The sequence below is a fragment of the Rathayibacter sp. AC451 genome, assembly GCF_979253095.1.
In genome coordinates this window covers 423,928-441,716 of sequence record NZ_CEEDBD010000001.1, presented here as the reverse complement: position 1 = coordinate 441,716, position 17,789 = coordinate 423,928, and the positions used below count along the sequence as shown (strand labels likewise).

The window sequence follows — 17,789 nt, the reverse complement described above, 5'->3', positions numbered from 1 at the left end:
GTGTGTTCACGCTATTTCACCGGCAATGTCTTGGGCCGCCAGCTCTCGCGACGGGTCTCGAATTCGGAAATACGCGCTTCGTCGCGCAGGGTCAGGCCGATGTCGTCCAGCCCTTCGATCAGGCGCCAACGAGTGTAGTCGTCGACCTCGAAGGGGAAGGACTCGCCACCGGCGGTGACCGTACGCGCAACCAGATCGACGGTCGGTTCTATTCCCGGCTGCTCGTCGATGAGCTCCCAGAGGCGCTCGATCGCCTCCTCGGAGACGGCCGCGGCCAGCAGGCCCTGCTTGCCCGAGTTGCCCCGGAAGATGTCGCCGAAGCGGGAGGAGAGGATGACGCGGAAGCCGAAGTCGCGCAGCGCCCAGACCGCGTGCTCGCGGCTGGAGCCGGTGCCGAAGTCGGGGCCCGCGACGAGGATCTGCGCGCCCTGGAACTGCGGCTGGTTGAGGACGAAGTCCTCCTCCTGGCGCCAGCCGTGGAACAGCGCGTCCTCGAAGCCGGTCTTGGTGACCCGCTTGAGGAACACCGCAGGGATGATCTGGTCGGTGTCGACGTTGCTGCGCTTCAGCGGCGCGGCGATGCCCGTGACCGTCTCGAACTTCTCCATGATCAGGCCTCCACCAGTTCGCGAGCGGGCTCCAGGTCGGACGGGCTCGACAGCGTGCCCCGGACGGCGGTCGCCGCGGCGACGAGCGGGGACACGAGGTGGGTGCGCCCGCCCTTGCCCTGGCGGCCCTCGAAGTTGCGGTTCGAGGTCGAGGCGCAGCGCTCACCGGGGGCGAGCTGGTCGGGGTTCATGCCGAGGCACATCGAGCAGCCGGCGAAGCGCCACTCGGCGCCGAAGTCGGTGAAGACGCGGTCCAGGCCCTCCGCCTCGGCCTCGATGCGCACGCGGGCGGAGCCGGGGACGACCATGACGCGGACGCCCTCGGCCTTCGTGCGGCCCTTGATGACGGACGCGAAGGCCCGCAGGTCCTCGATCCGGGAGTTGGTGCAGGAGCCCATGAAGACCGCGTCCACCGGGATCTCCTTCATCGGCGTGCCCGCCTCGAGATCCATGTACTCGAGGGCGCGGCGCGCGTTCGAGCGCTCGTTCGGGTCCTCGATCGCGTCCGGGTCGGGCACGGACTGCGAGAGCGAGACGCCCTGCCCGGGGTTGGTGCCCCAGGTCACGAACGGCTCGAGGGAGTCGGCGTCGAGCACGACCTCTGCGTCGTAGGAAGCGCCCTCGTCGCTGGGCAGGGTGCGCCAGTAGGCCACCGCGTCGTCCCAGTCCTGACCGGCGGGCGCGTGCGGGCGTCCCTTCAGGTACGCGAAGGTCGTCTCGTCGGGGGCGACCATGCCCGCGCGGGCTCCGGCCTCGATCGACATGTTGCAGATCGTCATCCGGCCCTCCATCGAGAGCGAGCGGATGGCGGAGCCGCGGTACTCGAGCACGTAGCCCTGGCCGCCTCCCGTGCCGATCTTCGCGATGACGGCGAGGATGATGTCCTTCGCGGTCACCCCCTCGCGCAGCTCGCCCTCGACCGTGATCGCCATGGTCTTGAACGGCTTGAGCGGCAGGGTCTGCGTCGCCATGACGTGCTCGACCTCGCTCGTGCCGATGCCGAACGCCATCGCGCCGAAGGCCCCGTGGGTGGAGGTGTGCGAATCGCCGCAGACGACGGTGATGCCCGGCATGGTGAGACCGAGCTGCGGTCCGACGACGTGCACGATGCCCTGCTCGATGTCGCCGAGCGAGTGCAGGCGGACGCCGAACTCCTCGGCGTTCCTGCGCAGCGTCTCGATCTGGGTGCGGCTGGTCAGATCGGCGATGGGCTTGTCGATGCCCAGCGTCGGGGTGTTGTGGTCCTCGGTCGCGATGGTGAGATCGGGACGCCGCACCGGTCGCCCGGCCATCCGCAGACCGTCGAAGGCCTGCGGGCTCGTGACCTCGTGCACCAGGTGCAGGTCGATGTAGATGAGGTCGGGCGTGCCGTCCTCGCCCTTGGCGACGAGGTGGTCGTCCCAGACCTTCTCGGCCAGCGTGCGCGGCCGGACCGCGCCTGCGATCGGGTTCGCGGACTCGATGGAACTGTCGTTCATGACGGGTTTCTCTTCCTCGGGAAAGGTGGTCAGCCCACGGGGACACCGCGACGAGGGAGGCCTGTCAGATCGAGGTCTCGTCGCGGCGGAGAAGGAGGAGCCGGCCGAACAGCATCCCCCGACACTACCACCGCGCCGGCGCCGTTCCCGGGTGCGCGACGCGCTAGGAGGTGACGAGCATGGCGATGAGGACGGCCGGGACGACGAGCAGCGCAGCGGTGCCCACAACCACTCCTCCGACGACGAAGACGGCCGCCACGGCGGCGCCCAGCATGCCGACGATGCCGCCGCGCTTCCGGGCGGGGAGGGCGTCGTGCTCGAACCACTCCGCGGACTCCTCGTTCGCCGAGTCCGCCTCGTGGCGGGAGGCCTCCAGGAGCTTCGCGGGCAGCTCGGCGAGCATTCGCGCGGCGTGCGACGACTCGCCCGCGAGCTCCCACGGCTCCACGAGAGCGCGCTCAGCCAGCTCGAACGGATCGTCGTCGGTGCGGACGAGAGCGCGCTCGAAGGCCTGCAGCTCCTCGGGCGACGCCCCCTGCTCGATGAGGTAGCCCCAGCGCCCGGCCTCGATCAGGTCCCCGGAGCGGCGGTAGAGCTCCGAGAGGAGGACCCGGGGATCGAGCCACGAGGGATCGGCTTCGACGCAGCGCTCGAGGAGCGACACGGCTCCCCTGACGTCACCCTCGGCGAAGCGCGTCTTCGCGCGATCGAGGGCTTCGGCGGTATCCATCCCTCCAGTATGCCAACGCGGCGGCGGGGGCGGCGCCTCGAGCCCCTCCCGAGAACCACACCTGTTGGAGGGTCACGGCGGGGGCGTCGCGCTCAGCGACGCGGGTCGAGGACCGCGTCGACGACGACGACCGTCACGTTGTCGCGCCCGCCGGCCTGGACGGCTGCGCGCACGAGCCGGGGGGCGAGATCCGCCGAGCCGATCGCGCCGGAGTCGCGCTCGGCGAACAGCGCCGCGATGGACTCGTCGGAGAGCTCCTTGGTCAGTCCGTCGGAGCACAGCAGATAGCTCGAGCGCGGCAGGACCGGCAGCGTCCAGACATCGGTCTCGACCTCGTCGTCGGCCCCGAGAGCCCGGGTGACGATGTTGCGGTCCGGGTGCGTCTCGGCGAGCTCTCGCGTCAGAAGGCCCGCTGCGACCAGCTCCTGCACGGCCGAGTGGTCGACCGTGAGCTGCTCGAGACCGGCGCCGTCCCAGCGGTAGGCCCGGGAGTCGCCGACGTTGAAGAGCGCCCAGCGCGCCGGTCCCGTCGCGCCGGGCAGCACGAGGGTGAGCCCGGTGAGGGTCGTGCCGCAGACCTCTCCTCCGACGTCGAGGCCGCGGACCGCCGCGTTCGCCGCCTCGACGAGATCGAAGACCGCGTCCACCGGTCCGAGGGCGGAGGGGGCGTTCGCCCGGAGCGCGTCGACCGCGGTCGCACTGGCGAGGTCGCCGCGGGCGTGACCGCCCATGCCGTCGGCGACCGCGAGGACGAGGTCGTCGGCGAGCAGGGCGTCCTCGTTGACGCGGCGCACGTTCCCGACGTCGGTGCTGCTGGTCACGCTCAGGTGGAGCACGCCCTGGGGCAGCTGGACCTCGAGGGGCGTCATCCGCGGGTCACTTCTCGTCGGAGGGACGCGTCGCCTCCGGGTCGTGCACGACCTCGGGGTGCCCGTCGTGCAGCTCGATGTGCGAGTGCTCGCGGCGCATCTTCACCAGGCTCGCGAGGGTCGCGACCGCCATGCTCACGATGATCACCGCGAGGGAGGTCCAGGTGTCGATGTCCCAGACCGGCACGGGCTCGCCGCCGTTGATGAAGGGGAGCTCGTTCTCGTGCAGGGCGTGCAGCACGAGCTTCACGCCGATGAAGGCGAGGATGAACGCGATGCCGTACTTGAGGTACTCGAGCTTGTCGATCAGGCCGCCCAGCAGGAAGTAGAGCTGGCGGAGCCCCATCAGGGCGAAGATGTTCGCGGTGAACACGATGAACGGGCTCTGCGTGATGCCGAAGATCGCGGGGATCGAGTCGAGCGCGAACAGCAGGTCCGTCGATCCGATCGCCAGGAAGACGATCAGCATCGGCGTGAAGAACTTCTTGCCGTCGATGACGGTGATGATCTTCGAGCCGTCGAAGCTGTCCGAGATGTTGACGCGGCGGCGGAGCAGGCGGATGAGCAGGTTGTCGGTGCCCTCGTTCTCGTCCTCCTTGCCGAACGCCTGGTTGTAGGCGGTGTAGACGAGGAACGCGCCGAAGAGGTAGAAGATCCAGCTGAAGCTCTCGATCAGCTGCGCGCCGAGCAGGATGAAGATGCCGCGCAGGATCAGCGCGATGATGATGCCCACCATCAGCACCTCCTGCTGGTACTTCGGCGGCACCGCGAAGCGCCCCATGATGATGACGAACACGAAGAGGTTGTCGATCGAGAGGCTGTACTCGGTCAGCCAGCCGGCGAGGAACTGCCCCGCGTGCTCGCCGTCGCCGAGGATCAGCATCAGCAGCGCGAAGATCAGCGCGAGGCTGACGTAGAAGGCGACCCAGAGGCTCGACTCCTTCAGGCTCGGCACGTGCGGGCGCTTGTAGACGATCAGCAGGTCGGCGGCGAGGATCAGCGTCAGGCCGATGAAGGAGCCGACGACGAACCAGACGGGCAGATCGAGCATGGGGGCCTTTCGCAGGGAGTGGGTGCGGCGGAGCAGGTCCGACGGGCGGTCCTCGCGGGGACGGCCCGGAGCCCGCCCCTCCCGGAGCGCGCGGTGCGACGTGATCGGAGGGAGCGGGAAGGCCGGAGTGCTCCCCTTCGCGGATGCGATCCTACCGTCGGCGCGGCGGGTGGGGGCGAGGACGTCGAGGCGGAGGCGGAGCACGGCCGAGCGGGGCCGCGCGAGCAAGCGCCTCCCGAGGGCCGACCGCTTCCACCGGGCCTGGACGAGGCCGTTAACGCAGAAGAACCCCCGGCCTGAGCCGGGGGTTCTCCTGGTGTTGCCGTGGTGACCCCAGCGGGATTTGAACCCGCGTTACCGCCGTGAGAGGGCGACGTCCTAGGCCGCTAAACGATGGGGCCGCGTTTTTGCAACTCGAAGAGTGTTGCACACGGATCCGCATCGATGCAAATCGAGACGGTCGAGCGGGGAGCGTCCCCCTCCTGAGGCGCGGAACCGCGGTGCAATCCTCCGCTGTGACAGCCCCCCTCCGGGGCCGACCGCGAGGGGCGCCCGGCTCCTACGCTCGAGGTCCCCCCCCACCCGCTTCCCGGCGGGCGGACGACCCCCGAGTCCCCACCCGCTCGGCGGGCGCACCACCCTGAGGAGCCGACAGATGCCGATCCGCCAGCACCCCCGATCCCGACTCCTCGCCGCCGTCCTGGCCCTCGGAGTCGTCGCCGCCGCCCTCGTCGCCGCCCCCACGGCGGCCGCTGCGGTCGCCCCCGCGTCGGTCGCCCTCTCCCCGGCGTCCGGCCCGGTCGGGACGAACGTCGTCGTCACCGGGGCAGCCTTCCCGAAGCGCTCCGCGGGCTCGCTCTCGGTGCTCGGGCGCTCCGCCGCCTTCACGACCAACGGCTCGGGCGCGTTCTCCGCGTCGATCACGATCCCCGCCGCGGCGGCCGGCCCCGCGACCGTCTCGGCGCGAGCCGGCTCGGCGACGGCGACGGCGGTCTTCACCGTCACCGCCCCTCCGGCCGCGCCCGTGATCAGCAGCGCGCGACTCCGCTTCGGGGTCACGACCCCCGGCGGAGCGTCCGCGAACGCCGAGCTCGACGCCGTCGCGACGCTGGCCGGCGAGAGCCCGTCGATCATCGTCTCGTACCAGGACTTCGGACAGCCGGCTCCGCTCGCGGACCTGCGCAGCGTCGCCGCCCGCGGGGCGACGAGCCTGATCACCTGGGAGCCCTGGCGCTGGGGCGGCGGCGTCGACCAGCCCGCGTACTCCTCCGCGCGCATCCTCGCCGGGGACCACGACGCCTACCTCACGAGCTGGGCGAGGGACCTCGCCGCCTGGGGCTCGCCCGTCCTGCTCCGCTACGCGCACGAGATGAACGGCGACTGGTACCCCTGGTCGGACGGCGTGAACGGGAACGCTCCCGGCTCCTACGCGGCGGCGTGGAACCACGTGCACGCGATCTTCCAGGCGCAGGGCGCGACGAACGTGCAGTGGGTGTGGAGCCCGAACGTGCCCTACGACGGATCGGTCCCGCTCGACACGCTCTTCCCGGGTTCGGCCTCCGTCGACGTCCTCGCGCTGGACGGCTACAACTGGGGCACGGCGACGACCTGGAGCTCCTGGACCTCCGCCGGCGCGCTCTTCGCCGCGGGGCTGGACCAGGTGCGGTCGCTGGCCCCCGGCACACCGATCATCATCGGCGAGACGGCGTCCGCCGAGGCCGGCGGCTCGAAGGCGGCCTGGATCAGCGACCTGGTCGGGTACCTGAACGTCCAGCAGGACGTGGTCGGCCTGGTGTGGTTCCACCACGACAAGGAGGTGGACTGGCGGATCGACAGCTCGCCGTCCTCCGCCGCCGCGTTCGCCGGCGCCCTCGCCGCCCGCCGGGCCTGACGGCTCCGCCTTGCGACCGGGCGACGAGGGCGGTTAGCTCGGAGGCATGCGACTCACCAAGCTCGAGCACGCCGCCGTCCTCGTCGAGGAGGCCGGATCCCGCCTCGTGATCGATCCCGGAGGATTCACGCGTCCCGTCGAGGGCACCCCCGGGACCGTGGCCGTGGTCCTCACCCACGAGCACCCGGACCACTGGACGCCCGAGCAGCTCGAGCGCCTGCGCTCGGCGAACCCGTCGATCCGCTTCTTCGGACCGGCGGGCGTCGCGGCGGCCGCGGAGGGCTTCGCGGTCAAGACCGTCGCCGACGGCGACACCGTCGAGGTCGGTCCCTTCGAGCTGCGGTTCTTCGGCTCGCGGCACGCGGTCATCCACAGCTCGATCCCCGTGATCGACAACGTCGCGGTGCTGGTGAACGGGCGCTTCTACTACGCGGGCGACTCCTTCACCCGGCCCGACGGAGTCGACGTGGAGATCCTGGCCGCGCCCTCCGGTGCTCCCTGGATGAAGATCGCCGAGTCGATGGACCACGTGCTCGCCCTCGCACCGCGGCACGCCTTCGCGACGCACGAGGGGGTGCTGTCCGCGGCGGGCCGGAACATGGGCCACGACCGACTCGGCTGGGCGACCCGCGAGGGCGGCGGCGAGTACCACGCGCTGGAGCCCGGGGACGTGCTCGAGGTCTGAGCTCAGCGAGCGCCCGGCCAGCCGGGAGCGTCCGAGTCGGCGACGCTCGCGAGGTCCGCTGCGAAGTCGAAGCGCCAGCGCGCGCTCTCCCCGTTCCGCAGGACGCCGGGGAGCCAGAACCTCGCGTCGTCCCACATCCGCTCGAACGGGACGTCGTCCACCGCGACGAAGGATGCGGCGAGCTCGCTCGACTCCGTCACCTCACCCGAGAACCGGCGGCAGAGGAAGACGTGCGACCGCTGGCTCCACTCGGGCCGGTGCGGGAAGCGGTAGTCCAGGATCCCGTGCGCGACGAGATCACGCGGCTCGGCGTGCAGCCCGACCTCCTCGGCGAGCTCCCGCACGGCGGCCTCGACCGGCGACTCCCCCGGCTCGAGCTTCCCGCCCGGAGCGACGACGCGGCCCCGCCCCAGACCCCGGCGCTTCTCGCCGAGCAGCACCTCGACGCCTCCCGCGCGCTCGCGAAGGACGTAGACCACGCACACCTCGGGCAGTGGAGTCACCGCGCACCTCCGCTCTCGCGCGGGCCGGAGGCCGGTGACCGCCGTCGTAGGCTAGCCCGGTGACGACCACCTCCGCGCTCGAGCGCTTCCAGGCCCTGCTGCGGGTCGACACGGTGTCGCACTCCGACGAATCCGCGACCGACTGGTCGCGCTTCGAGGTCTTCGTCGAGCTGCTCGAGCAGTTCTACCCGGCCCTGCACGGCGCGCTGGAGCGCGAGATCGTCGCCGGGCACTCCCTGCTCTGGCGCTGGCGCGGCACGGTCGACGGCGATCCCGCGGTGCTGATGGCCCACTACGACGTCGTCAGCGTCACCCCGGAGGACTGGTCGAGCTCGCCGTTCGCCGCCGACACCGTCCTGCGGCCCGACGGGCGCACCTCGGTGATCGGCCGCGGCGCCCTCGACGACAAGGGCTCGCTCGTGGCCCTGCTCGAAGCGGTCGAGGCCGCGGTGCTGCGCGGCGAGCGTCCCGAGCGCGACGTCTACCTCCTCTCGACGCACAACGAGGAGACGGCCGGCGACGGCGCGCCCTCGGTCGTCGCCCTGCTCGCCGCGCGCGGCGTGCGGCCCCGCTTCGTGCTGGACGAGGGCGGCAACGTCCGCCGCGGCATCCTGCCCGGCGTCACCACTCCGATCGCCGTCGTCGGAGTGACCGAGCGCGGCATCATGAACCTCGAGCTGACCTGCCGCGACGCCGGCGGCCACGCCTCCGCTCCCCCGCCCTTCCCGGGGCTCCTCGCCACGCAGCGGCTCGCGCGGGCCATCCACCGGCTGACCGAGAACCCGTTCCCGTCCACGCTGCCCGAGCCGATCGCCGAGCTCGTGCAGGCGGCCTCTCCGCACGCCGATGCGGCGCACGCCGTCTGGTACGCCCGCCCGCACGAGCACCCGGACGCGGTGATCGGCGCCCTCGCCGCGCACTCCAACCGCTCGGCCGCGATGCTGCGCACCACCGTCGCCGTCACCCAGCTCCGCGGCAGCACCGGCGCGAACGTCCTCGCGTCGACCGCCAGCGCGGTCGCGAACGTGCGGATCAACCCGGGCGGCACCGTCGCGGGAGTGGTCGCCCGGATCCGCGACGTCATCGACGACCCGCAGGTCGAGGTCGAGGTGCGGGTGGCGCACGAGCCCTCCCCGGTCTCCTCGACCGGCGAGCGGGGCGACGGCGGACCCTACGACGTGCTGCGATCCGTGATCCACGAGGTCTTCCCCGAGGCGATCGTCGCGCCGTACGTGCAGACCGGCGGCAGCGACGCCCGCCACTTCCACGCGATCAGCGACGGCGTCTACCGCTTCATCCCCTTCGAGATCAGCCCGCAGCAGCAGCTCGGCATCCACGGAGCCGACGAGTCGGTCGAGGTCGACCAGTTCGAGCGCGCGATCGAGTTCTACGAGCGGCTGCTGCACCGGCTCTGAGCCGATCCGCCCTCGTTCCTCCGGTTCGCGCCGCTTGCTGGGAAAAGCGTTCGATGACGCGCCGCGCCGTGTTGGCCCCTCGTTCACCCCGCGATGATGGACTGGCGTCAGCGGGTGCAGTCCTGGATCCCGCGTCGTACCTTCGCCAGTGCCGATGCTGGAACAACCGATTCAGCTCCCGCCGATCGTGAAACCCGAGGATCATGACTGTCCGTCAGGCCGAGTACCCGCGGCCCAACCACTTCATCCTTCATCTCAGCGACACCCACTTCATCGCGGGCGACGGGGGCCTCTACGGCTCCGACGTCGACAGCGAGGCGCAGCTCCGCCGGCTCTTCGACGAGCTCGAGGAGTCCGGCGGACGGCCGGAGGCGATCGTCATCACCGGCGACCTCGCCGACAAGGGCGAGCCGGAGGCGTACGCCAAGCTCCGCGCGGTCGTCGAGCCGGCGGCCGCCCGCCTCGGCGCCGAGGTGATCTGGGTCATGGGCAACCACGACGACCGCGGTGCGCTCCGCTCGGAGCTGCTCGACCAGCTCCCGACCACGCAGCCCGTCGACCGCGTGCACGACGTGAACGGTCTGCGCATCATCGCGCTCGACTCGACCGTGCCCGGCGCCCACTACGGCGAGATCTCGGACGCGCAGCTCGACTGGCTCGCCGAGGAGCTGGCGAGCCCGGCACCCCACGGCACGATCCTGGCGCTGCACCACCCGCCGGTGCCGTCCGTGCTCGACCTCTCGGTGCTCGTGGAGCTACGCGACCAGCCGGCGCTGGCCGAGGTCCTCGAGGGGTCCGACGTCCGCAGCATCATCGCGGGCCACCTGCACTACTCCTCCACCGCCACCTTCGCGGGGATCCCCGTGTCGGTCGCCTCGGCCACCTGCTACACCCAGGACCTCAACGTCCCGGTCGGCGGCACCCGCGCGCGGAACGGCGCCCAGGCGTTCAACCTCATCCACGTCTACGACGGCACGGTGCTGCACTCGGTCGTGCCGATCGGCACCTCGACCGAGGTCTCGTACGTCTCGGCGAACGAGACCGAGCGGATCCTCGCGGCCGCCGGCGTCGAGATCGCCCCGGCCACCGCGGCACCGGTCTCGCGCGACGAGGCGCTCTACCCGCCGCTCGAGGAGCGCGTGGGCGTCAGCGCCTAGCGCACGGCTCGTCGGGCGCCCGCCGCGGGGGCGTCTTCGACGATCGTCGCTCGCTCTTCCTCCATCGCCCAGCCCGGATCGCCTCTGTCCGCCGTCCTCCGCTGATCGAACGGCAGGCACCGCGTCCGCCACTCACCTCCTCGGATCGAGCAGCACCGCACCGCACCGCGTCCGTCCGCCCTCCTCTGCTGATCGAGTAGCGCGCGCAGCGGGCGTCTCCCTCGCTGGTCGAGTAGCCCGCGCAGCGGGCGTATCGAGATCCACGTCCAGCAGCAGGTCTGCCTCCGAATCGCTCCTGGCACGTTCCGCCTCTGGACGGCGCGATCGCACTCGTGATGTCGGTGGTCGGTGGTGTCATCCTCGTATGGTTCTTCTGGATGTCGAGGCGAGGCCCGCGGGCGGCGGTCCGAGCGTGCGCGAGTGCTTCGACGACGCCCTCGTCGCCGCCGTCGGAGCCGCGTGCGCGGTCGACGCGTTCCGCGCACGAGCCGAAGCCGAGCGGGCGCAACTGATCGAGCTCGCCCGCCGCACGGCGATGACGCTCCCGGATGCGCTCGTCGATCCCCGCGTGCAGGCGCACGTCGAACGCGAGGAAGCCGCGATGCGAGCCCTGATCGCGGAGATCGCGACCGGCATGCGGGTCTCCGAATCCCTCGCTGCTGTCATCGTGGAGGAGAGCCGGATGCTCGTCAACGAGCTGCCGCAGACTCTGACGGCTCTGCGAGAAGCCGCGATCGCACCCGAGCACGCGCGCGTGATCATCCGGGTCGCACTCGATCTCCCGATCGAGGTGCGCGGCCGCTTCGACGACGCCGCAACGCCTCTCGCTCGCGAGTGCACACCTCCCCCAGCTCCGGCGCCGCCTGCGGTCACTGCGCGAGCGCCTGCACCCGGAGTCGCTCACCGACCGCCACGCTCGGTGCGCCGCCCGCCGCGGCGTGTGGCTCGACGGCGACCTCGACGGCATGACCACCCTCCACCTGCACCTCCCCGCCCCCGACGCGCACGGAGCCTTCGACCGCATCGACCGCGTCGCCCGCAGCCTGAAAGACCTTCCCGACGAGGAGCGCACCCTCGGACAGCTGCGCGCCGACGTCGCCACCGCGCTCTTCCTCGACGGCGAGACCGCGCCGGGCCCGGATGGTTCCCAGCCCGCGACAGCGGTCCCACGGGGCATGCGGCCGCGGGTCTCCGTCACCGTGCCCGTCCTGACCCTGCTCGGACGCTCCGACGAACCCGGCTTCCTCGACGGCTACGGACCCATCGACCCCGCCACGGCCCGACGCCTGGCCGCCGACGCTCCCTCCTTCACCCGAATTCTGACCCACCCCGAGACCGGCGCGATCCTCTCCGTCGGACGCACCACCTACCGTGTCCCGGCAGACCTCCGCCGGGCCCTCGCCCACCGAGACGCCACCTGCCGGTTCCCCGGCTGCACCCGCTCCGCCCGCGACAGCGACGTCGACCACGGCATCGAGTGGCAGCACGACGGACCGACCGACGCCGACAACCTCGCCCACCTCTGCCGCCACCACCACCGACTCCGCCACACCACCACCTGGCAGGTCCACCACCGACCGGGCGGAATCCTCCACTGGACTAGCCCCACCGGACGACACCACACCACCGCGCCGGAGCCACCGCCGCAGCCGTTCCAGAGCACGGATTCCGGGAGACTGCCGGTCGACGGCGATCCACCTCCGTTCTGAGGAGGGACGTGAGAGCCCTTCTCCACAAGAGCGGACCGGCCACCGCGTGGTCGTTCGAAACGATCCGCCGCTCCGCCGACTCGAGGTCCGTCGCGCCGAGCCCTCTCCTGCCGGAGAGCACTCCGTCGTCAGCGCGGAGTCCGTGACGAGCGAAGGTGGGAGGCCCAGGACGAGCAGCGCCCGTCCTCAGCGCTCCGAGCGCCCCCGCGCCCGGTCGCGGGCGAACAGGTGACCGGCGAAGGCCAGCGCGGCACCGAGCGCGAGCCCGACGCCCACGCCCGCTCCGACCCCGATGCCGGGGAACACGAGCGAGCTCGCGATCCCCAGCAGCAGTCCGACGACCGCGCCGCCGACGCTCCAGAGCACGATCAGTCCTCGCGCTCCCACGGGGCGGCGATCGGGTAGTACTCCTCGAGGAACCCGATGACGGCCTTGGTGCGCGCCTCGGCCGAGATCTCGGGAAAGCTGCCGTCGTTGAGGCAGAAGAAGTCGACGCCGCGGTTCTTCAGCAGCTTCTTCATGTCCTTCAGGCCCTGGTGCATCGTCGTGTCGACGTACTTCACCTTGGCGTTCTCCTGCACGACGGCGCGCCCGGTCATCAGCGCGTAGTAGTGGTAGAGCGAGTTGGTGACCGAGACGTCGCTCGAGGAGCGGAAGCGGCTCGCGGCGGTCGCGGTGAACTCGGGCTCGAACTCGGTCTCGAGCTCGGCCATCACGCTCTTGCGCAGCGGAGTCGCCGCGTGCTCGAGGTGACGGGTGGTCATCGCACCGAAGCGCTCGCGCAGCAGGCGCCGGTTGACGCGCGCGGCGTTCTCGAAGCCGCTCCGGGAGGCGTTGGAGTCGCCCATGCCGATGCGGGTCGTCGCCTCGATGAACTTGGTGATGCCTCCGGGCGAGAAGAAGATCGACGGATCGACCGGGCGCCCGAAGAACATGTCGTCGTTGGAGTAGAGGAAGTGCTCGGCGAGCCCGGGGATGCGGTGCAGCTGGCTCTCGACGGCGTGCGAGTTGTGGGTCGGCAGCACCGAGAGATCGCGGAAGTGGTCCTCGCTGCGCACGAGGGTGACGTCCGGGTGCTCGTCGAGCCACCGGGGACGGGGCGAGTCGGTGACGATGTAGATGTGCCGGATCCAGGGCGCGTACATGTAGACGCTGCGCAGCGCGTACTTGAGCTCGTCGATCTGGCGGAAGCGGGCAGGGGCGTCGTCGCCCTCGCCGACCACGTAGCTGGCCATGCGGGCGGCGCGGGCGCGCTGGAACTCGAGATCGGTGCCGTCGACCCACGAGAAGACGATGTCGACCTCGAAGCGGATGTCGCTGACGAGCGGCTCGAACATGCCCTCGAAGGTCGGCCAGGTGCGTCCGTAGGCCTCGACGTGCGCGTCGATGGCCTCGGCGACGGGGAGGCTGTTGCGCATGAGCGCGTTCTCGGCGGGAGTGATGATCTCCTCCTCGCCCACCTTCCACAGCTCGAGACGCACTCCGCTGCGGGCGCCGTAGCGGAGTGATCCGGTGGAGGAGACGCGGGGGCGGAAGAGCGAGAAGACGTAGGCGCGCGGGTAGGGCGCGATCATGCCCTCGGCGATCAGGTGCGGCGGCGTGCCGCGCTTGTCGAGGGTCTTCACGTAGAAGGGCTCGGTCGCGAAGGCGCGGGCCAGCAGGGTCGCGAGCTCGGTGCCGAGCGAGCGGTCGACCGCGAGGAACGGAGCGCCGTCGGTGCCGCGGATCAGCCGGTAGGGGAATTCCGCCTCGTCGAGCACCTCGCCGATCGCGATCAGGTCTTCCGTCCAGGCTGCTTTCGGCGTCGTACTCGAGTTCACCAGCGAGAACAGACCGGCGTGGACGACGACGTCGTCCCGGTCGAAATGGCGGGGACGCAGGAGCGGGGACGGGAGAGCACGGACGGAAGGCATGATTCACATTATCCGCCGCCTGTTTCCCGTGCGTTACCGCCGGATCAGCTTGACAGCGAGTCGAATCGCGCGAAGGCCTCGTCGGCGGCGCTCTGCGCATCCCGGGCCCGGTGCCCCTCCTCGGCGAACGCGACGCCGAGGGCCGCGGCCGGCTCGCCGAGCCGGGCGGCGCGAGCGGAGTGCTCGCCCAGTGCGCGGCGTGCGGCGAGCGCGTCGCGCTGCTCCCCCAGTGCGTCCGCGATGTCCTCCGCGACGCTCCCCCTCCGGTGCACGCGGGGGCCGACCGCGGAGGGGACGACCGAGCGCCACGCCTCGACGACGTAGCGCAGCCGCTTCGCCGCCTTGCGGACCTCGTGCCGATCCGGTCCGCTGCGCGCCGTCTCCAGACGCGACAGCTCCTTCTTCAGCGACCGCTTCACCAGCTTCCGAGCGCTCGAGCCCGCCTTCGCGGTCCTCGGCGGGTCGCCGATCAGCTCGTCGAGCGACGCCAGCAGGTCGAGGTACCGGCCGCCGCGCAGAGTGCGGGCGACGCGGCGGAGCGCGACACCGTGCCGGCCCTCGATGTCGACCAGGATGCTCGACTCCGACACGGCGGCCGCGGGCAGCTGCTCGGCGGCGGCGGCGAGACCGGCGCGCAGCCGGGCTCCCAGCACCTCCTCGTCCCTCGCGGCGCCGAGGACTCCGCCCAGCCAGCGCAGCTCGTCGCGGATCGGATCGGTGGCGCTGCGGTCCAGGACCGAGCGGGAGGCGGCGAGCACGCTGCGCAGCCGCCGGCAGAGCGTCCGCATCCGGTGCAGTGCGTTCTCGGCCTCGAGGCGCACGAAGGGGTCGACGGCGCGGAGCTCGGCCAGCAGCTCGACGACCGCGGCGAGCGCCGCCTCTCCCCCGTCGCGCGGGGCGGAACGGCTCACGTCGATCGGCCCCCCGGTCGCGCGGGCGAGCTTCGACGCGCTCTCGGCCGGTCGGGCGCCGCTCTCGAGCAGCCGCCGCTCCACCGCCTCGAGCACCGCCTCCCCCTCGCCCCCGGGGGCATCGACGAGCTCGACCTCCCACTCCCGCCAGCGCCGCTCGACTCCGGTGCGCTCGTCGCGGGCGACGACGAGGTCGTCGGCCACCTCGGCGAGCTGGCGGCCGTCGGCGGCGAGCACTCGGGTGATCCCCCGCGATGTCTCGAGCAGGGCGAGGGGCTCGAGCCGCGAGCGGCCGACGTGGCCGAGCACCGCCGAGCGGATGACCGCCGGCACCGTGCTGGACTCGGTGAGCGGCGCGTGGATCTCGGTGCGCCCCGCGGAGCCGGGAAGCTTGACGTGCCAGCCCTCGTCCGCTCCGCCCGCCCGGCGCCGCAGGGTGATGCGGCCGCGCGAGAGGGCGCGCCCCGAGGTGTCGAAGTACTCGGCCCGCAGAGCGACCGGGGCCTGGCGCTCCGTGGACGCCACTGGTCCGGCTCCCGCGAGATCGGGCAGCTCGGTCTCGGCGCCGACGTCGTACTTGCGCTCGATCTCGGTCTGCGTGTGCGAGGTGCGACCCCCGGTCGCGGCGGGCTTCTTCGACTTCTTCGCACTCGGCATGGTCCATTCTGCGCACGGCGGACGCGTGCGGCGCACCCCGGGGCGCCCGGGTGCCGCTCCGGCTTAGGCTGAGGGGATGACTGCGCCCGTCCCGCCCGTCGCCCGCCGCGTCCCCCTGGAGCGCCGTCATCACGGCGACACGGTGGTCGATCAGTACGAGTGGCTCCGCGAGAAGGAGGACCCCGGGGTCCTCGCCCATCTCGAGGCCGAGAACGCCTACACCGACGCGGTCCTCGAGCCGCTGGCGCCGCTGCGGGAGCGGCTCTTCGAGGAGATCCGCTCGCGGACGAAGGAGACCGACCTGTCGGTGCCCGTCCGCGAGGGCGCCTGGTGGTACTTCTCGCGCTCCTTCGAGGGCCGCCAGTACGCGGTGCACTGCCGGGCTCCGATCAGCGGGCCCGACGACTGGACCCCGCCCGCCCTCGGAGAGGGCGCCGAGCTCCCCGGCGAGCAGATCGTCCTCGACGGCAACGCCGAGGCGGAGGGGCACGAGTTCTTCTCCCTCGGCAGCTTCGACATCAGCGCCGACGGCCGCTACCTGCTCTTCGGCACGGACGTCGAGGGCGACGAGCGCTACACGCTCCGCATCCGCGACCTCGCGACCGGCGAGGACCTGCCCGACGTCGTCGAGCAGACGGGCGGCGGAGCGACCTTCGGCGCCGACGCCCGCCACGTCTTCTACCCGACCGTCGACGAGTCGTGGCGGCCGGACACGATCATGCGCCACGAGGTCGGCACCGACGCCGCCGCCGACGTGGTCGTCTTCACCGAGCCTGACGAGCGCTACTGGATCGGCGTCGGCCTCACCCGCAGCCGCCGCTTCCTGGTCATCGAGATCGGCAGCAAGATCACCAGCGAGTGCCTCCTGCTCGACGCGCAGGACCCCACCGGCGAGTTCCGCTCCGTGTGGCCGCGGCGCGAGGGAGTGGAGTACGAGGTCGAGCACGCCGTCCTCGACGGGCGAGACCGCCTCCTCATCGTGCACAACGACGCGGCGCTCGACTTCGAGATCGTGGAGGAGCCGGCCGATCTCTCCCTGAGTGCCGAGGAGCGCGCGCAGCAGCGGCGCGTCGTGGTGCCCCACCTCGCCGGTCGCCGCATCGAGGGCGTCGACGCCTTCGCCCGGCACGTGGTCGTCTCCTACCGGTCGGAGGGCGCGACGCGCCTGGGCCTGCTCCGGGAGGGCGACGGCGAGGCCGCGCTCGACGAGATCGTCTTCGACGAGCCGCTCTACGATGCGGGGCTCGCCGGCAATCCGGAGTGGGAGCAGACGTCCCTCCGCCTCGCGTACACCTCGTTCGTCACCCCCTCGACGGTGCTCTCGCTCGACGTCGCGACCGGCGGGCGCACCGTGCTGAAGCAGCAGCCCGTGCTCGGCGACTACGACCCCGAGCGCTACGTGCAGCGCCGGGAGTGGGCGACGGCGCAGGACGGCACGCGGATCCCGCTCTCCCTGGTCTGGCGCCGCGACGCCGCCGATCCCGACACGGCCCCGGCTCCGCTGATCCTCTACGGCTACGGCTCCTACGAGGCGAGCATCGATCCCGGCTTCTCGATCCCCCGGCTCTCACTGCTCGATCGCGGAGTCGTCTTCGCGATCGCGCATGTGCGCGGTGGCGGCGAGATGGGCCGCTCGTGGTACGAGAACGGCAGGACGCTCACCAAGAAGGCGACGTTCACCGACTTCGTCGACTCCGCCCGGCACCTCGTCGAGGCCGGGTTCACGACTCCGGAGCGGCTCGTCGCCCAGGGCGGCTCGGCCGGCGGTCTGCTGGTGGGCGCGGTCGCGAACCTCGCCCCGGAGCTGTTCGCGGGCGTCCTGGCCCAGGTGCCGTTCGTCGACGCGCTGACCTCGATCCTGGATCCGTCGCTGCCGCTGACGGTCATCGAGTGGGACGAGTGGGGCGATCCGCTGCACGACGCCGAGGTCTACGCCTACATGAAGTCCTACTCGCCCTACGAGAACGTGCGGGACGGAGTGCGGTACCCGCGGATCCTCGCGACGACCAGCCTCAACGACACCCGGGTTCTCTACGTGGAGCCGGCGAAGTGGGTCGCGCGGCTCCGCGAGGCCGGGGCGCCGGCTCTGCTCAAGATCGAGATGACGGCCGGGCACGGCGGGGTGAGCGGCCGCTACGAGCGCTGGCGCGAGGTGGCCTTCGAGTACGCGTGGATGCTGGACGTGCTCGGAGCCTCCTGAGCGTCCCGCTCC

At 71.7% G+C, this 17,789-nt stretch carries 15 protein-coding genes and 1 tRNA gene; 6 read left to right on the top strand and 10 right to left on the bottom strand.

What is annotated here, in order from left to right; all coding sequences use genetic code 11:
- Window positions 1–11: 11 nt before the first annotated feature.
- From leuD to AC0CID_RS02000, 6 genes are all read right to left on the bottom strand, one after another.
- Entirely contained in the window at window positions 12–608 is a 597-nt protein-coding gene (gene leuD / locus AC0CID_RS02025) for a 3-isopropylmalate dehydratase small subunit (protein WP_465225614.1), read from the bottom strand.
- 2 nt (window positions 609–610) lie between these two features.
- Window positions 611–2,086, bottom strand: a complete 1,476-nt coding sequence (gene leuC, locus AC0CID_RS02020) for a 3-isopropylmalate dehydratase large subunit (RefSeq protein WP_465225613.1) — start codon at window positions 2,084–2,086, stop codon at window positions 611–613.
- Window positions 2,087–2,249: 163 nt separating this feature from the next.
- Complete coding sequence (locus AC0CID_RS02015) at window positions 2,250–2,816, bottom strand: DUF6584 family protein (protein WP_465225612.1); 567 nt, start codon at window positions 2,814–2,816, stop codon at window positions 2,250–2,252.
- 92 nt (window positions 2,817–2,908) lie between these two features.
- Window positions 2,909–3,685 (bottom strand): PP2C family protein-serine/threonine phosphatase, encoded by a 777-nt coding sequence (locus tag AC0CID_RS02010; RefSeq protein WP_465225611.1) that lies wholly within the window; start codon window positions 3,683–3,685, stop codon window positions 2,909–2,911.
- A 7-nt stretch (window positions 3,686–3,692) separates the two neighbouring features.
- On the bottom strand, window positions 3,693–4,736 hold the full coding sequence (locus tag AC0CID_RS02005) for a TerC family protein (RefSeq protein ID WP_465225610.1): 1,044 nt from the start codon (window positions 4,734–4,736) through the stop codon (window positions 3,693–3,695).
- A 325-nt stretch (window positions 4,737–5,061) separates the two neighbouring features.
- Window positions 5,062–5,137 (bottom strand) — tRNA-Glu (locus tag AC0CID_RS02000).
- Between the two features lie 254 nt (window positions 5,138–5,391).
- Between AC0CID_RS02000 and AC0CID_RS01995 the strand changes: the two genes are divergently transcribed.
- The gene (locus AC0CID_RS01995; protein WP_465225609.1) at window positions 5,392–6,627 is read left to right on the top strand and encodes a glycoside hydrolase family 26 protein; all 1,236 of its coding nucleotides are present in this window, start codon (window positions 5,392–5,394) and stop codon (window positions 6,625–6,627) included.
- Between the two features lie 46 nt (window positions 6,628–6,673).
- Window positions 6,674–7,312, top strand: a complete 639-nt coding sequence (locus AC0CID_RS01990) for an MBL fold metallo-hydrolase (protein ID WP_465225608.1) — start codon at window positions 6,674–6,676, stop codon at window positions 7,310–7,312.
- A gap of 2 nt (window positions 7,313–7,314) precedes the next feature.
- Here AC0CID_RS01990 and AC0CID_RS01985 read toward each other — a convergent pair whose 3' ends face one another.
- Window positions 7,315–7,815, bottom strand: coding sequence for an 8-oxo-dGTP diphosphatase (locus AC0CID_RS01985; protein WP_465225607.1), 501 nt, complete (start codon window positions 7,813–7,815; stop codon window positions 7,315–7,317).
- Window positions 7,816–7,874: 59 nt separating this feature from the next.
- Here AC0CID_RS01985 and AC0CID_RS01980 point away from each other — a divergent pair, with 59 nt between their 5' ends.
- The 3 genes from AC0CID_RS01980 (at window position 7,875) to AC0CID_RS01970 (ending at window position 12,096) form a co-directional block, all read left to right on the top strand.
- Entirely contained in the window at window positions 7,875–9,230 is a 1,356-nt protein-coding gene (locus tag AC0CID_RS01980) for a M20/M25/M40 family metallo-hydrolase (protein ID WP_207402505.1), read from the top strand.
- A gap of 203 nt (window positions 9,231–9,433) precedes the next feature.
- Window positions 9,434–10,387 carry a phosphodiesterase gene (locus AC0CID_RS01975; RefSeq protein WP_465225606.1) on the top strand — a complete coding sequence of 318 codons (954 nt, stop codon included), beginning with the start codon at window positions 9,434–9,436 and terminating at the stop codon, window positions 10,385–10,387.
- A gap of 776 nt (window positions 10,388–11,163) precedes the next feature.
- On the top strand, window positions 11,164–12,096 hold the full coding sequence (locus tag AC0CID_RS01970) for an HNH endonuclease signature motif containing protein (protein WP_465228029.1): 933 nt from the start codon (window positions 11,164–11,166) through the stop codon (window positions 12,094–12,096).
- A 186-nt stretch (window positions 12,097–12,282) separates the two neighbouring features.
- Here the strand turns inward: AC0CID_RS01970 and AC0CID_RS01965 are convergent, their stop codons facing one another.
- The 3 genes from AC0CID_RS01965 to AC0CID_RS01955 are packed head-to-tail and all read right to left on the bottom strand — an operon-like array spanning window position 12,283 to window position 15,577.
- Entirely contained in the window at window positions 12,283–12,462 is a 180-nt protein-coding gene (locus AC0CID_RS01965; protein ID WP_465225605.1) for a hypothetical protein, read from the bottom strand.
- 2 nt (window positions 12,463–12,464) lie between these two features.
- Complete coding sequence (locus AC0CID_RS01960) at window positions 12,465–14,009, bottom strand: stealth family protein (RefSeq protein WP_465225604.1); 1,545 nt, start codon at window positions 14,007–14,009, stop codon at window positions 12,465–12,467.
- 44 nt (window positions 14,010–14,053) lie between these two features.
- Window positions 14,054–15,577: a CYTH and CHAD domain-containing protein gene (locus tag AC0CID_RS01955; RefSeq protein WP_465225603.1), complete on the bottom strand. Its 1,524-nt coding sequence runs from the start codon at window positions 15,575–15,577 to the stop codon at window positions 14,054–14,056.
- A 76-nt stretch (window positions 15,578–15,653) separates the two neighbouring features.
- Here AC0CID_RS01955 and AC0CID_RS01950 point away from each other — a divergent pair, with 76 nt between their 5' ends.
- Window positions 15,654–17,777, top strand: coding sequence for a S9 family peptidase (locus AC0CID_RS01950; RefSeq protein ID WP_465225602.1), 2,124 nt, complete (start codon window positions 15,654–15,656; stop codon window positions 17,775–17,777).
- The last annotated feature ends 12 nt before the right edge of the window (window positions 17,778–17,789 follow it).

Coding starts and splice junctions, on each gene's coding strand:
- AC0CID_RS02015 (WP_465225612.1), bottom strand. CDS start 2,816: ATGGATACCGCCGAAGCCCTCGATCGCGCGAAGACGCGCTTCGCCGAG.
- leuC (WP_465225613.1), bottom strand. CDS start 2,086: ATGAACGACAGTTCCATCGAGTCCGCGAACCCGATCGCAGGCGCGGTC.
- AC0CID_RS02005 (WP_465225610.1), bottom strand. CDS start 4,736: ATGCTCGATCTGCCCGTCTGGTTCGTCGTCGGCTCCTTCATCGGCCTG.
- AC0CID_RS01960 (WP_465225604.1), bottom strand. CDS start 14,009: ATGCCTTCCGTCCGTGCTCTCCCGTCCCCGCTCCTGCGTCCCCGCCAT.
- AC0CID_RS01975 (WP_465225606.1), top strand. CDS start 9,434: ATGACTGTCCGTCAGGCCGAGTACCCGCGGCCCAACCACTTCATCCTT.
- AC0CID_RS01950 (WP_465225602.1), top strand. CDS start 15,654: ATGACTGCGCCCGTCCCGCCCGTCGCCCGCCGCGTCCCCCTGGAGCGC.
- AC0CID_RS02010 (WP_465225611.1), bottom strand. CDS start 3,685: ATGACGCCCCTCGAGGTCCAGCTGCCCCAGGGCGTGCTCCACCTGAGC.
- leuD (WP_465225614.1), bottom strand. CDS start 608: ATGGAGAAGTTCGAGACGGTCACGGGCATCGCCGCGCCGCTGAAGCGC.
- AC0CID_RS01955 (WP_465225603.1), bottom strand. CDS start 15,577: ATGCCGAGTGCGAAGAAGTCGAAGAAGCCCGCCGCGACCGGGGGTCGC.
- AC0CID_RS01995 (WP_465225609.1), top strand. CDS start 5,392: ATGCCGATCCGCCAGCACCCCCGATCCCGACTCCTCGCCGCCGTCCTG.
- AC0CID_RS01990 (WP_465225608.1), top strand. CDS start 6,674: ATGCGACTCACCAAGCTCGAGCACGCCGCCGTCCTCGTCGAGGAGGCC.